Below are 14,547 nucleotides of genomic sequence, written 5' to 3'. Positions count from 1 at the left end.
CGAACGACTCCCCCGCACCGCTACGACCACGGTCACGGGTGGAGTCAAATAGTTCACGCCACATTCCATCACCTTCACGTCGGTGGCACCCAATGAGCTCATCACGCGGCGGTGCTCGGCGATCTCGGCCGCCGCCCGCTCACCCTTCATCGCCAGCATCCGACCCCCCGGTTCGAGGAGGGGCAAGCACCAGCGCGACAGCTTGTCGAGAGACGCGACAGCCCGCGACGTGACGACGTCGATGTGACCCGCCGCATCACGCACGGCCCGCTCCTCCGCTCGCCCGCGGATTACCGTCACAGGAATACCGAGCAGCTCGACGACCTCGCTGAGAAACTCCGCCCGCCTCAGGAGCGGCTCGACCAAGGTGACCGCGACGTCGGCCCGCGCCAGCCGCAAGGGAATGCCCGGCAATCCCGCGCCACTGCCGACGTCTGCGACGCGCTCCCCCGAGTTCAGCAATTCGGCCACCGCGGTGCTATTCAGAATGTGCCGTTCCCAGAGTCGATCGACTTCCCCTGGACCAATGAGTCCACGCTCGATGCCGGCGCCGGCCAACACGGCCGCATACTGCTCTGCCAGCTCGAGGCATTCCCCGAACACTGCCGCAGCGGACGGCGGCGCCGCCGGCGCTTCACCATGTTTCACGTGAAACATCCTCCGACTCCGACGCCACCGGCCACACGAACTACATCGTTGTAACTAGAGACGTCAGGCCGGCAGGACGACGACGCGGCGCGACGGCTCGGCGCCCTCGCTCTCGCTGCGAACGCCATCGACAGCCGACACGGCGTCGTGCACGATCTTGCGCTCGAACGGCGTCATCGGCGTGAGCTCCTCACGCTCGCCGCTCGCCAGCACCCGCCGCGCCACCTTGTCACCGAGAGCGGCCAGCTCGTCTCGACGGCCACGCCGCCAATGCGCCACGTCCAACATGAGGCGACTGCGCTCGCCGGTCTTCTGGTGCACGGCCAGCCGGGTCAGCTCCTGCAGCGCATCGAGCACCTCGCCCTTGCGACCGACGAGCTTGGCCAGATCGCTGCCGCCGTCGATCGCCACCACCGCACGATCACCCTCGACGTCGAGGTCGATGTCCCCGTCGAAGTCCAGGAGATCGAGCAGTTCCTCGAGATAGTCACCGGCGATCTCGCCCTCGGCGACGAGACGGTCCTCGAGATTGTCCGACGCGGGTGCGGCGTCGTCGACGTCCGTACGTTCGGTGGTATCGGCATCAGTCATGTTCGTTCACTTCCTTGCTGTCTCAGCCATCAGGGACCCGAGCTCGATCGGGTGAAAGTTAGGGGCGTCGCTTCTTCGGGCGGTTGTTCGTTCGGCGCGGCGCACGGTTGGCGCCCGCGCCGGCCTTGGAGGGCGTCGCCTTCCCACCGGCGTTCGACACCGGCTTCGACACGGGCGTCTTCGCGTCGGACTCGAGCGGATCGGTCTCCTGCCCCGTCGTCTCGGACAGCTCGGTGGGCGCGGGCACGGTCGGCGCCGCACCGTTGGCTGCGGGCCGCTTGCGTTTGGGCTTGGAACCGGGAGCCGGGGCATTCGACGCACGACGCGCCAAGTCCTCCTGCTTCTTCAGCTCCTCTTCCTTCTCGATCCTGCCGAACACGTAGTGCTGCTGGCCGTAGGTCCAGATGTTGTTCGACACCCAGTACAGGATGATCGCGATCGGGAGGAACGGACCACCGACGACCACGCCGAGGGGAAACACGTACAGCGCGAGCTTGTTCATCATCGCGGTCTGCGGATTGGCCGCGGCCTCGACGCTCTGCCGTGCCACCGAGGCGCGGCTGTTGAAGTGCGTCGCGATGCCCGCGATGATCATCAGCGGTACGCCGACCGCAATGACGGCCGCCCGGTTGAAGTCGTCGAAGGCGCCCAGTCCCACCGTCTGAATCATCGACGCGCCGAGCGGGGCACCGAAGAGGTTGGCGTCCAGGAAGTGTCCGACGTCGGTGGCGCTGAAGATGTAGTTGCCCAGTTCGCGGTTCTGCTCGACTGACAGGCCCAGTCGGCCGAAGCCGGTCTGCGTCCGGTTGAATGAGTTCAGCACGTGATAGAGCCCGATGAACACCGGGATCTGGGCCAGCATGGGCAGACAGCCGAGGATCGGATTGAAGCCGTGTTCCTTCTGCAGCTTCTGCATCTCCAGCGCCATCCGCTGGCGATCCTTGCCGTACTTCTTCTGCAGCGCCTTGATCTGCGGCTGCAATTCCTGCATCTGCCGCGTCGTGCGGATCTGCCGAACGAAGGGCTTGTAGAGGATCGCCCGCAGCGTGAACACGAGGAACATCACTGCCAGTGCCCACGCGAAGAAGTTGTCGGGGCCGAGCACGAAGGCGAACGCCTTGTACCAGAGCCACATGATCGCGGAGACCGGGTAGTAGATGACGTCGAGACTGAACCAATTAAACAAACGAATCGCTCCTCAGCGTCGCGGTGTCCTCAGCTTCGCCGGAGTCCGTCCGCGGACGACATCCGATCTCGTGCCGTTCCGGAATCGGGTCCCATCCGCCTCGGTGCCATGGGCCGCACTTGGCCAGCCGCACCAGGGCCAGCCAACTCCCCCGCACCGCGCCGTACTCCCGCAGGGCGTCGACGGCGTACTGACTGCACGTCGGGGTGAAGCGGCACGAGGCGGGACGCAGTGGCGAGATCATCGTGCGGTACAGCTCGATGGCGCGGATGGCCACGCCGGCCACCCGCGGCGCGTCATCCCCGGCCTCCGGCGTTGGCCTTCACGCGCTGCAGCGCGGTGTGCAGTTCCTGCGCCAACCTGGCGGAGATGGCGTGCCTGCTGCCGGGGAGTGCTCGGATCACCACTTTGTCACCTGGCCCCAGATCGTCGATCACCCCGCGTGCCACGTGCCGCAGCATCCGGGATACCCGATGGCGCTGCACGGCCGACCCGACCGACTTCGATACGACGAGCCCGATCTTCGGAGTCGTTTCCTCACCGGTCGACACGAGGGCGTGAACGACGAGATCGGGTTGGGCCGCGCGAAGGCCGCGACTCACGGTCAGCCCGAAGTCGGTCGACCGCGTCATCCGGTACTGAGCCGGAAGCACTCTCCTACACCCCGCTCACGACCCACACGGGATCATGCAGTGAGCGAGCGACGGCCCTTGCTGCGCCGACCCGACACGATGGCGCGGCCGGCGCGGGTGCGCATCCGCAACCGGAAGCCGTGCACGCGAGCCCGGCGCCGGTTGTTCGGCTGAAATGTCCGCTTGCCCTTGGCCACGGCTGCTTCTCCTCTGTGACGGTCGCGCCCGCTCCGTCGCACATGAGCTCCATGTGCGCGTGGAAGCAGCCGCAGTACGTACGCTTCTGTTCGTCTCGCTTGCTAGCCCCGGCGCGTGAACCCGAGGATCCGGGTCGCAGCCGTGCCGCCACGTTCGGGCGACTGTTCGAGGGTACTGACGAGATTTCCCTAGGTCAAACCGCCTTCTCCGGCTCCAGCTACCGCCACATTCTTCACACCGTCACCACCCAGCACGGTGCTTGCCAGAAGCTTCCTGGGAGACGCCGTCAATGTTCCCGAACTGTTGGCACCCGGCAATAAACCTGTTAGCTTCTGCCAAGGCCATTTCAGACGAGACGGCGCTAGACGACACAAGCGAATGACGGTCGCGCGACCGCGAGCCCACGACGCCCTCGACCACCCGGTCGGGCCTAGTGACGTGCCCCGGGAGCCTGGCTGTCCTGCCAGAACGCACGACACGACGACCGGTGTCGGTTATCCACAAATTGTGGATAACCATGTGGACATCCGGTTTTCGTCCATTCGGCCAACACGCCCGGCCAAGAGGGGGACGTCTCCGTTGACAGCAGACCCCGACCCCCCGTTCGTCGCCATCTGGAACGACGTCGTGACGGAGCTCAACGGTGACTTCGGCTCGGACTCGGCGACCGGCGCCGCGATCCCCAACCTCACCCCACAGCAAAGGGCCTGGCTCAAGCTGGTGAAGCCGCTGGTCATCGCCGAGGGGTTTGCCCTGCTGTCGGTTCCGACACCGTTCGTCCAGAACGAGATCGAGCGTCACCTCCGCGAGCCGATCATCTCGAGTCTCAGCCGCCGCCTCGGCCAGCGCGTGGAACTCGGGGTCCGCATCGAGACCCCGGCACCCGATGCCGGCACCGAGCTCCCGCTGGACGGCCTGCCCGATCCGGACGAGGTCGACGACGACGAGGAAGCACTCGCCAGCGCGGAGGAGAGCTGGCCGAGTTACTTCACCAACCGGCCGCAGAATCCGCCGTCCAACGACGTCAGCCTCAACCGCCGCTACACGTTCGACACCTTCGTCATCGGGGCGTCCAACCGGTTCGCCCACGCCGCGACGCTCGCGATCGCCGAGGCGCCGGCCCGCGCCTACAACCCCTTGTTCATCTGGGGCGAGTCCGGTCTGGGCAAGACCCACCTGCTGCACGCGGCGGGCAACTACGCCCAGCGGCTGTTCCCGGGAATGCGCGTGAAGTACGTGTCGACCGAGGAGTTCACGAACGACTTCATCAACTCCCTGCGCGACGACCGCAAGGCGTCGTTCAAGCGGAGCTATCGCGACATCGACGTCCTGCTCGTCGACGACATCCAGTTCATCGAAGGCAAGGAAGGCATCCAGGAGGAGTTCTTCCACACCTTCAACACCCTGCACAACGCGAACAAGCAGATCGTGATCTCGTCCGACCGGCCGCCCAAGCAGCTCGCGACGCTCGAGGACCGGTTGCGGACGAGGTTCGAGTGGGGCTTGATCACCGACGTCCAGCCACCCGAGCTCGAGACGCGAATCGCCATCTTGCGCAAGAAGGCTCAGATGGATCGGCTCGACGTCCCCGACGACGTCCTGGAACTGATCGCCAGCAGCATCGAACGCAACATCCGCGAACTCGAGGGCGCGCTGATTCGCGTGACTGCGTTCGCCTCGCTCAACAAGGCGGCCATCGACAAGTCGCTCGCCGAGATCGTGCTGCGCGATCTGATCTCCGATGCCAGCACGATGCAGATCAGCATCGCGACCATCATGGCCGCGACCGCCGAGTACTTCGAGACGACCATCGAAGAGCTCCGCGGCCCCGGCAAGACCCGCGCGCTGGCACAGTCCCGCCAGATCGCCATGTATCTGTGCCGCGAGCTCACCGATCTGTCCCTGCCGAAGATCGGTCACTCGTTCGGCCGCGACCACACCACGGTGATGTACGCCGAGCGCAAGATCCGCGGCGAGATGGCTCAGCGGCGCGAGGTCTTCGACAACGTCAAGGAACTCACCACGCGGATCCGCCAGCGCTCCAAGCGCTGAGCCCTCGCTTCCCCACCCTCGCATCGGGTAGACACCCGTCGAGTTCTCCCCTGCGCCAACGATTTTCGAAAATCTTCTGACCCTCTCGCACCACGAGTCACATGACCGTCTCGTGGACAACTCGTGTACAGGTTCTGGACGAAGCGGCGGCGGCGGCCGCATCGGTGCACACACCACGAGGCCGTCCACAGGGCGGCCGTCGGCGCCTCGCGACGATCCACGAGTGCCCCACGAGACCGCACCGCCCCCGACCTGCGCGGCGCCGCGTGCACTAACAGCATCCACAGCACCTATTACTGTTACTCATCTCTATCTCTAGATTCTCTTCTAAGAGAAGGACCTGGGGAGCGCGCCCTGTGGGTCGCTCGTCGAGCGGACCTCACGGGGCGTCTGTCACTCCGATGGATTAGCTTTCAACTTGAAGGCGGAGGCTCTACGGTGGGTCTTCGACAACCGGAACGGTCGTCGAATCGCAGCGTGGTGACATGTCCGCAAGGCACCCGTAGATCCGCTGCTAGTGCTTGTAGCTCGGGTTTCACTGAAGGGGACGCGATGGACGTGGCGACGACGATGGGTACCGACCTGAAGTTCCGCCTGGTGCGGGAGGACTTCGCCGACGCGGTGGCGTGGGTGGCGCGCATCCTGCCGACCCGGCCGACGGTGCCGGTGCTCTCCGGGGTGCTGCTCACCGGTTCCGACGAGGGTCTGACCATCTCCGGTTACGACTACGAGGTGTCGGCCGAGGTCCGGGTGGCGGCTGAAATCGCCACTCCCGGAAGCGTTCTCGTCTCGGGACGGCTGCTCTCCGACATCACGAAGTCCCTGCCTGCCAAGCCCGTCGACGTCAGCGTCGAGGGCACCCGTGTCTCGCTCAGCTGCGGCAGCGCCCGGTTCTCCCTGCCGACGATGGCCGTCGAGGACTACCCGACGCTGCCGGCGCTGCCCGAGGAGACCGGTGTCGTCGCCTCCGATCTGTTCGGCCAGGCCATCAGCCAGGTCGCCGTCGCCGCCGGGCGTGACGACACGCTGCCGATGCTGACCGGCATCCGGGTCGAGATCTCGGGTGAGAAGGTCGTGCTGGCCGCCACCGACCGCTTCCGTCTCGCGGTTCGCGAGCTGACCTGGTCGACGAGCGCGGCCGACATCGAGGCCGCCATCCTGGTACCCGCCAAGACGCTGGCCGAGGCCGCGCGCGCGGGGACCGACGGCACCGACGTCCACCTGTCGCTCGGCGCGGGGGCCGCCGTCGGCAAGGACGGACTGCTCGGCATCCGCAGCAACGGCAAGCGCACCACCAGCCGACTGCTCGACGCGGAATTCCCGAAGTTCCGGCAGCTGTTGCCCGCCGAACACACCGCCGTCGCCACGGTCGGCGTCGCGGAGCTGACCGAGGCCATCAAGCGCGTGGCGCTGGTGGCCGACCGCGGCGCCCAGGTCAGGATGGAGTTCAGCGACGATTCGCTACGGTTGACCGCCGGCGGTGAGGACGCCGTCGGCCGGGCTGAGGAGGATCTGCCCGTCGAATTCTCCGGCGACCCGCTGACCATCGCCTTCAACCCGACGTACCTGACCGACGGCCTGGGTTCGCTGCACTCGTCAAAGGTGACGTTCGGCTTCACGACATCCAGCCGTCCCGCAGTGTTGCGGCCGGCGGGTGATGATGGTGATGCGCACGTCGGTGCGACCGGTCCGTTCCCGGCTGGGCAAACCGACTACGTGTATTTGTTGATGCCGGTGCGGCTTCCGGGCTGACCGGCCCTATCGCCACGAAAGAGGCGCACATGCAACTCGGCCTGGTCGGTCTCGGAAAGATGGGCTTCAACATGCGTGACCGGCTCCGCAAGGGCGGTCACGAGGTCATCGGGTACGACCCCCGCCCCGAGGTCAGCGACGTTCCGGACCTCGCCGGGCTCGCCAAGGCGCTGACCGCGCCCCGCGCGGTGTGGGTCATGGTGCCCTCCGGCGACATCACCAACGAGACCATCGTCGGATTGTCCGAGGTGCTGAGTGAAGGCGACCTGGTGATCGACGGTGGCAACTCGCGCTACACCGAGGATCAACCGCACGCTGCCCTGTTGGCGGAGAAGAAGATCGGCTTCATCGATGCCGGGGTGTCCGGTGGCATCTGGGGCTTGACCGAGGGCTACGGGTTGATGGTCGGCGGCAGCGACGAGGACGTCGAGAAGGTCATGCCGATCTTCGACACGCTGCGGCCGGCGGGACCTCGGGAGGACGGCTTCGTCCACGCCGGTCCCGTCGGTGCCGGGCACTTCGCCAAGATGGTTCACAACGGTGTCGAGTACGCCATGATGACGGCCTACGGCGAGGGATACGAGATGTTGGCCGCCGAGGACCTCATCAAGAGTCCGCAGGAGGTCTACCAGGCCTGGACCAACGGCACCGTCGTGCGGTCCTGGCTGCAGACGCTCCTGGCCAAGGCCCTCAAGGAAGATCCCCAGCTCGCCGAGATCCGCGGGTACACCGACGATTCGGGTGAGGGTCGGTGGACGGTCGAGGAGGCCATTCGCCTGCGCGTGCCGGTGCCCGCCATCGCCGCGTCGTTGTTCGCGAGATTCCTTTCGCGACAAGATGATTCGCCGACGATGAAGGCCGTCGCGGCACTGCGGAACCAGTTCGGTGGCCACGCGGTGAAGAGGATCAGCGAGTCGGGCTAGGTGTACGTCCGTCACGTCGCGCTGACCGACTTCCGCTCGTGGTCGCACCTCGAGTTGGAGCTGGTGCCCGGGCGCACCGTGTTCGTCGGACCCAACGGCTTTGGAAAGACGAACATCGTTGAGGCGCTGTGGTATTCGTCGACGCTGGGGTCACACCGGGTGGGGTCGGACGCCCCGCTGATCCGGGCGGGCGCCGAGCGCGCGATCGTGTCCTCGATCGTGGTCAACGACGGTCGTGAGTTGGCAATCGACCTGGAGATCACCGCAGGCCGCGCCAACAAGGCGCGGTTGAACCGGTCGCCGGTGCGCAGCGCCCGCGAGATCCTGGGGGCGTTGCGGGCGGTGCTCTTCGCACCGGAGGACCTGGCGCTGGTGCGTGGGGATCCTGGGGAGCGGCGCCGGTACCTCGACGAGCTCGCCACGACCCGGCGGCCGTCGGTGGCCGGGGTGCGCGCCGACTACGAGAAGGTGCTGCGCCAACGGACGGCGCTGCTGAAGAGTGCTGCGGGCGCGCGGTATCGGGGCGATGCGGGCGCGTTGGAGACCCTCGACGTCTGGGACGGGCACCTGGCGTCCCACGGTGCCAAGCTGATCGCGGCGAGGGTTGCGCTGGTCACGCTGCTGGCCCCCGAGATCGAGAAGGCCTACCAGCTGCTGGCGCCGGCGTCGCGTCCGGCGTCGGTGCGCTACCGCAGTGCGGTGGAGGCGGTCGAGGCCGAGGCCTCGACGGGCGCGGCGAATCAGGAGGTGTTCGAGGTGGCGCTGCTCGACGAGTTGGCGCGCCGGCGCTCGGCCGAACTGGAACGGGGAGTCTGTCTCGTCGGTCCGCACCGCGACGACCTCGAACTGCGGCTTGGGGATCAGCCCGCGAAGGGTTTCGCCAGCCACGGCGAGTCGTGGTCGATGGCGTTGTCGCTGAGACTCGCGGCCTACGAATTGCTGCGATCCGAGGGCTCGGACCCGGTGCTGCTGCTCGACGACGTGTTCGCCGAATTGGACAACGCCAGGCGGCGGGCGTTGGTCGAGGTGGCCGCGTCGGCCGAGCAGGTGTTGGTGACCGCCGCGGTGGCCGAGGACATCCCGCAGGACTGGGATGCTCGGCGGATGCGCATCGGCATGCGCGACGAGGATTCCGGTCGAGTGTCGGAGGTGATTCCATGACGGACCGCAGCGACGACGAGCCGTTGGGACCGCCCGATGCGCTGGCCCATCTGAAGGGGATGGACCTGGTGCGCCGCGCCCTCGAGGAGGCCCGGGCGCGGCGAAGAGCCAGGGCAAGGACGTCGGGAGGGGTCGCACGTCCTCGACGAACGCCACCCCGACACGCGGCTTCCGGCGGCGATGGTCGGGACCCGGTCCGGATTCGCGTGATCCCCAGACGTTGGCCGCGGCGACCTCCGAGCTCGCCAAGAGCCGGGGGTGGTCCGCACGCGTGGCGGAGGGCTCGGTGTTCGGCCAGTGGGCGGCCGTCGTCGGTGAGCAGATCGCCGAGCACGCCGATCCGACAGTCCTGCGCGACGGCGTGCTGACGGTCGTGGCCGAGTCGACCGCGTGGGCCACCCAGCTGCGGATGGTGCAGGCGCAACTGCTGGCCAAGATCGCCGCGGCGGTCGGCGACGGCGTCGTCACCAGCCTGAAGATCGTCGGCCCCGCCGGACCCACCTGGCGCAAGGGCAAGTACAACGTGCCGGGACGAGGCCCCCGGGATACCTACGGATGACCAGAAACAGCCGGTTCTCAGAGCGCCGACAACACGTGTAGGTGCGTATTCGGTCGTCGGGACGCACGGGACGTCGAGAAAAACCGTGCACGGCTCGATTAGGAGCGCGGAAACGCCGCCTCAGAATCAGTGCTGACAGTGCATCACGGTAGACTGGTCTGGACTCGCGAGGGCAATGGCTCTTCGCACCTCGAAAATACCAAGGAGACGCGCTAACTGTGGCTGCCTCAGACAAGACCGCATATGGCGCAGAATCGATCAAGGTTCTCGAGGGCCTCGAGGCGGTGCGGAAACGTCCGGGCATGTACATCGGGTCCACGGGTGAGCGCGGTCTGCACCACCTGGTGTGGGAGGTCGTCGACAACGCGGTCGATGAGGCGATGGCGGGCTTCGCCACCAAGGTGGACGTCCGCATCCTCGAGGACGGCGGCGTCGAGGTCACCGACGACGGGCGCGGCATTCCGGTGGCGATGCACAGCACCGGCATCCCCACCGTCGACGTCGTGATGACCGTTCTGCACGCCGGTGGCAAGTTCGAGGAAGGGGCGTACACCGTCTCGGGTGGCTTGCATGGCGTGGGTGTGTCGGTCGTGAATGCGCTGTCCACGCGCCTGGAAGCCGACATTCGCACCGATGGGTTCGAGTGGTTTCAAACCTACGATCACTCCGTGCCCGGCACCCTGCGCCAGGGCGAGAAGACCACTAAAAAGGGCACCACGATCCGCTTCTGGGCCGACCCCGACATCTTCGAGACCACGAACTACGACTTCGAAACCATTGCCCGTCGCCTGCAGGAGATGGCGTTCCTGAACAAGGGGCTGACGATCGAACTCACAGACGAGCGCGTGACCGCCGACGAGGTGGTCGACGAAGTCGTGAGCGACACCGCGGAGGCGCCGAAGTCGGCCGACGAGAAGGAAGCCGAGGCCAAGGCCCCGCACAAGGTCAAGCACCGCACCTACCACTACCCCGGTGGTCTGGTCGACTTCGTCAAGCACATCAACCGGACGAAGACGCCCATCCAGCAGAGCATCATCGACTTCGACGGCAAGGGCCCCGGCCACGAGGTCGAGATCGCGATGCAGTGGAACGCCGGCTACTCCGAATCGGTGCACACGTTCGCCAACACCATCAACACCCACGAGGGCGGCACCCACGAAGAGGGCTTCCGCAGCGCGCTGACCACGGTGGTCAACAAGTACGCCAAGGACAAGAAGCTCCTCAAGGAGAAGGACCCCAACCTCACCGGTGACGACATCCGCGAAGGATTGGCCGCCGTCATCTCGGTCAAGGTCAGTGAGCCGCAGTTCGAGGGCCAGACGAAGACCAAGCTGGGCAACACCGAGGTCAAGTCGTTCGTGCAGAAGATCTGCAACGAGCAGATGACGCACTGGTTCGAGGCCAACCCCGCCGAGGCCAAGACCGTCGTCAACAAGGCGGTGCAGTCCGCGCAGGCCAGGATGGCGGCGCGCAAGGCGCGAGAACTGGTGCGCCGCAAGAGCGCAACCGACATCGGGGGTCTGCCCGGCAAGCTCGCCGACTGCCGCTCCACCGACCCGAGACTCTCGGAAGTGTATGTGGTGGAGGGTGATTCGGCCGGCGGCTCGGCCAAGAGTGGTCGCGACTCGATGTATCAGGCCATTCTTCCGTTGCGCGGCAAGATCATCAACGTCGAGAAGGCCCGCATCGACCGCGTCCTGAAGAACACCGAAGTGCAGGCGATCATCACCGCGCTCGGTACCGGCATCCACGACGAGTTCGACATCGCGAAGCTGCGCTACCACAAGATCGTGCTGATGGCCGACGCCGACGTCGACGGTCAGCACATCTCGACGCTGCTGCTGACGCTGCTGTTCCGGTTCATGAAGCCGCTCATCGAGAACGGTCACGTCTTCCTGGCCCAGCCGCCGCTGTACAAGTTGAAGTGGCAGCGCAGCGAGCCGGAGTTCGCGTACTCCGACCGCGAGCGCGACGGACTGCTCGAGGCGGGCCGGGCCGCGGGGCGAAAGATCAACGCGGAGGACGGCATTCAGCGCTACAAGGGTCTCGGCGAGATGGACGCCAAGGAACTCTGGGAGACGACGATGGACCCCAGCGCGCGCGTGCTGCGGCGCATCACCCTCGACGACGCCGCGGCGGCCGACGAGCTGTTCTCGATCCTGATGGGCGAGGACGTCGAGGCCCGCCGCAGCTTCATCACGCGCAATGCGAGAGACGTTCGCTTCCTCGACGTGTAACGCCGCCACTCAAAGACGAAGGCTGACACCATGACTGACACCACCCTGCCGCCCGGCGGCGACGACGGCGCGACGACCGACCGCATCGAACCGGTCGACATCCAGCAGGAGATGCAGCGCAGCTACATCGATTACGCGATGAGCGTCATCGTCGGCCGCGCACTGCCCGAGGTACGGGACGGCCTCAAGCCGGTGCACCGCCGCGTGCTCTACGCGATGTACGACTCCGGGTTCCGCCCGGACCGCGGGCACGCGAAATCCGCTCGCTCCGTTGCCGAGACGATGGGCAACTACCACCCGCACGGTGACTCGTCGATCTACGACACGCTCGTCCGGATGGCCCAGCCGTGGTCGCTGCGCTACCCATTGGTCGACGGTCAGGGCAACTTCGGTTCGCCGGGCAACGATCCGCCAGCCGCCATGAGGTACACCGAGGCGCGTCTCACGCCGTTGGCGATGGAGATGCTGCGCGAAATCGACGAGGAGACAGTCGATTTCATCCCGAACTACGACGGCCGGGTACAGGAACCGACGGTCCTGCCCAGCCGGTTCCCCAACCTGCTGGCCAACGGTTCGGGCGGCATCGCGGTCGGCATGGCCACCAACATGCCGCCGCACAACCTCCGCGAGCTGGCCGAGGCGGTGTTCTGGTGCCTCGAGAACCACGAGGCCGACGAAGAGGCGACGCTGGCCGCGGTCACCGAGCGGGTCAAGGGGCCCGACTTCCCCACCTACGGATTGATCGTCGGCTCGCAGGGCATTCACGACGCCTACACGACGGGCCGCGGCTCGATCCGGATGCGGGGCGTCGTGGAGGTCGAGGAGGACTCCAAGGGCCGCACCCTGCTGGTCATCACCGAGCTGCCGTACCAGGTCAACCACGACAACTTCATCACCTCGATCGCCGACCAGGTGCGCGATGCCAAGCTCGCCGGCATCTCCAACATCGAGGACCAGAGCAGTGACCGCGTGGGCCTGCGCATCGTGGTGGAGGTCAAGCGCGACGCCGTCGCGAAGGTGGTGCTGAACAACCTCTACAAGCACACGCAGCTGCAGACGAGCTTCGGCGCCAACATGTTGGCGATCGTCGACGGCGTGCCGCGCACGCTGCGGCTCGACCAGCTCATCCGGTACTACGTGGTGCACCAGTTGGACGTCATCGTCCGGCGCACGATCTACCGGTTGCGCAAGGCCAACGAACGCGCCCACATCCTGCGCGGCCTGGTCAAGGCGCTCGACGCGCTCGACGAGGTCATCGCCCTCATCCGGGCGTCGGCCAACGTCGACGTGGCCAGGACCGGCCTGATCGAATTGCTCGACGTCGACGAGATCCAGGCGCAGGCGATCCTCGACATGCAGCTGCGCCGCCTGGCCGCCCTGGAACGCCAGCGCATCGTCGACGACCTGGCCAAGATCGAGGCGGAGATCGCCGACCTCGAGGACATCCTGGCCAAGCCGGAGCGTCAGCGTGCGATCGTGCGCGATGAACTCGCAGAACTCGTCGAGAAGTACGGCGACGACCGGCGCACGCGGATCATCCCGGCCGACGGCGACGTCGCCGACGAGGACCTCATCGCCCGCGAAGAGGTCGTCGTGACGATCACCGAGACCGGCTACGCCAAGCGCACCAAGTCCGACCTGTACCGCAGCCAGAAGCGCGGCGGCAAGGGCGTGCAGGGCGCGGGTCTCAAGCAGGACGACATCGTCAAGCACTTCTTCGTCAGCTCGACCCACGACTGGATCCTGTTCTTCACGACGCAGGGCCGGGTGTACCGGGCGAAGGCCTACGAGCTGCCGGAGGCGTCGCGGACCGCGCGCGGGCAGCACGTCGCCAACTTGCTCGCGTTCCAGCCCGAGGAGCGCATCGCCCAGGTCATCCGGATCAAGAGCTACGAGGACGCGCCCTACCTTGTGCTGGCCACGAAGAAGGGTTTGGTCAAGAAGTCCAAGCTGACCGACTTCGACTCCAACCGCTCCGGCGGCATCGTGGCGGTCAACCTGCGCGACGGCGACGAACTCGTGGGTGCGGTGCTCTGTGCGGCCACCGAGGATCTGCTGCTCGTCTCGGCGAAGGGTCAGTCGATTCGCTTCTCGGCGACCGACGAGGCCCTGCGGCCGATGGGCCGGGCTACCTCCGGCGTGCAGGGCATGCGGTTCAACGAGGACGATCAGCTACTGTCGCTGAACGTCGTCCGCGAGGGTACGTATCTGCTGGTCGCGACGTCGGGTGGCTACTCGAAGCGCACGCCGATCGAGGAGTACACGCCCCAGGGTCGCGGCGGCAAGGGCATCCTGACGATTCAGTACGACCGCAGGCGTGGCACTCTGGTCGGCGCCCTCATCGTCGACGAGGACACCGAGCTGTACGCCATCACGTCGAGCGGCGGCGTCATCCGGACCGCGGCGCGGCAGGTGCGCAAGGCTGGGCGGCAAACCAAGGGTGTGCGCTTGATGAACCTCGGCGATGGCGACACACTGATTGCCGTCGCCCGCAATGCCGACGAGGATGCCGCCGACGACGACACCGAGAACGAGACAGAGACCAGCGCGACGTGATGCCCGTAGGTGGGCACGCCGATTGCCTCCGGCAGCCGGCCCGAACTAAGGA

At 66.6% G+C, this 14,547-nt stretch carries 11 protein-coding genes and 2 pseudogenes; 7 read left to right on the top strand and 6 right to left on the bottom strand.

Features of this window, described 5'->3' with window-relative positions; genetic code table 11:
* Positions 1-117: 117 nt before the first annotated feature.
* From rsmG to rpmH, 6 genes and pseudogenes are all read right to left on the bottom strand, one after another.
* A pseudogene (rsmG, locus tag G6N60_RS29075) lies at positions 118-657 on the bottom strand (16S rRNA (guanine(527)-N(7))-methyltransferase RsmG); the annotation flags it as partial.
* A gap of 54 nt (positions 658-711) precedes the next feature.
* Positions 712-1,239 carry a Jag family protein gene (locus G6N60_RS26980; protein WP_163730794.1) on the bottom strand — a complete coding sequence of 176 codons (528 nt, stop codon included), beginning with the start codon at positions 1,237-1,239 and terminating at the stop codon, positions 712-714.
* Between the two features lie 58 nt (positions 1,240-1,297).
* Complete coding sequence (yidC, locus tag G6N60_RS26975; protein ID WP_163743178.1) at positions 1,298-2,425, bottom strand: membrane protein insertase YidC; 1,128 nt, start codon at positions 2,423-2,425, stop codon at positions 1,298-1,300.
* Positions 2,418-2,711 (bottom strand): membrane protein insertion efficiency factor YidD, encoded by a 294-nt coding sequence (yidD, locus tag G6N60_RS26970; protein ID WP_281355796.1) that lies wholly within the window; start codon positions 2,709-2,711, stop codon positions 2,418-2,420. Before yidD ends, yidC begins: the two co-directional genes overlap by 8 nt.
* Before the next feature lie 10 nt (positions 2,712-2,721).
* Positions 2,722-3,078: a ribonuclease P protein component gene (rnpA, locus tag G6N60_RS26965; RefSeq protein ID WP_163730790.1), complete on the bottom strand. Its 357-nt coding sequence runs from the start codon at positions 3,076-3,078 to the stop codon at positions 2,722-2,724.
* A 32-nt stretch (positions 3,079-3,110) separates the two neighbouring features.
* The gene (gene rpmH / locus G6N60_RS26960) at positions 3,111-3,254 is read right to left on the bottom strand and encodes a 50S ribosomal protein L34 (protein ID WP_068001749.1); all 144 of its coding nucleotides are present in this window, start codon (positions 3,252-3,254) and stop codon (positions 3,111-3,113) included.
* Positions 3,255-3,834: 580 nt separating this feature from the next.
* Between rpmH and dnaA the strand changes: the two genes are divergently transcribed.
* The 7 genes and pseudogenes from dnaA to gyrA all read left to right on the top strand — a co-directional run bounded on the left by dnaA (position 3,835) and on the right by gyrA (position 14,495).
* On the top strand, positions 3,835-5,307 hold the full coding sequence (gene dnaA / locus G6N60_RS26955) for a chromosomal replication initiator protein DnaA (RefSeq protein ID WP_163743176.1): 1,473 nt from the start codon (positions 3,835-3,837) through the stop codon (positions 5,305-5,307).
* A gap of 552 nt (positions 5,308-5,859) precedes the next feature.
* Positions 5,860-7,059: a DNA polymerase III subunit beta gene (gene dnaN / locus G6N60_RS26950; RefSeq protein WP_163743174.1), complete on the top strand. Its 1,200-nt coding sequence runs from the start codon at positions 5,860-5,862 to the stop codon at positions 7,057-7,059.
* Positions 7,060-7,088: 29 nt separating this feature from the next.
* Positions 7,089-7,982: a phosphogluconate dehydrogenase (NAD(+)-dependent, decarboxylating) gene (gene gnd, locus G6N60_RS26945; RefSeq protein ID WP_163743172.1), complete on the top strand. Its 894-nt coding sequence runs from the start codon at positions 7,089-7,091 to the stop codon at positions 7,980-7,982.
* Complete coding sequence (gene recF, locus G6N60_RS26940) at positions 7,983-9,143, top strand: DNA replication/repair protein RecF (RefSeq protein WP_163743170.1); 1,161 nt, start codon at positions 7,983-7,985, stop codon at positions 9,141-9,143.
* Positions 9,140-9,702: pseudogene (locus G6N60_RS26935) on the top strand (DUF721 family protein). Before recF ends, G6N60_RS26935 begins: the two are co-directional and overlap by 4 nt.
* Positions 9,703-9,920: 218 nt before the next feature.
* On the top strand, positions 9,921-11,939 hold the full coding sequence (gene gyrB, locus G6N60_RS26930; RefSeq protein ID WP_163743168.1) for a DNA topoisomerase (ATP-hydrolyzing) subunit B: 2,019 nt from the start codon (positions 9,921-9,923) through the stop codon (positions 11,937-11,939).
* Between the two features lie 30 nt (positions 11,940-11,969).
* Entirely contained in the window at positions 11,970-14,495 is a 2,526-nt protein-coding gene (gene gyrA, locus G6N60_RS26925) for a DNA gyrase subunit A (protein WP_163743166.1), read from the top strand.
* The last annotated feature ends 52 nt before the right edge of the window (positions 14,496-14,547 follow it).

The sequence above is a fragment of the Mycolicibacterium madagascariense genome (assembly GCF_010729665.1).
In the GTDB taxonomy this organism is placed as follows: Bacteria; Actinomycetota; Actinomycetes; order Mycobacteriales; family Mycobacteriaceae; genus Mycobacterium; species Mycobacterium madagascariense.
This window is presented reverse-complemented; position numbering and strand designations above follow the sequence as displayed.

What these genes read in the sequence shown, in the direction of transcription:
- gyrA (WP_163743166.1), top strand. Translation starts at nt 11,970, where the DNA reads ATGACTGACACCACCCTGCCGCCCGGCGGCGACGACGGCGCGACGACC.
- gnd (WP_163743172.1), top strand. Translation starts at nt 7,089, where the DNA reads ATGCAACTCGGCCTGGTCGGTCTCGGAAAGATGGGCTTCAACATGCGT.
- G6N60_RS26980 (WP_163730794.1), bottom strand. Translation starts at nt 1,239, where the DNA reads ATGACTGATGCCGATACCACCGAACGTACGGACGTCGACGACGCCGCA.
- dnaN (WP_163743174.1), top strand. Translation starts at nt 5,860, where the DNA reads ATGGACGTGGCGACGACGATGGGTACCGACCTGAAGTTCCGCCTGGTG.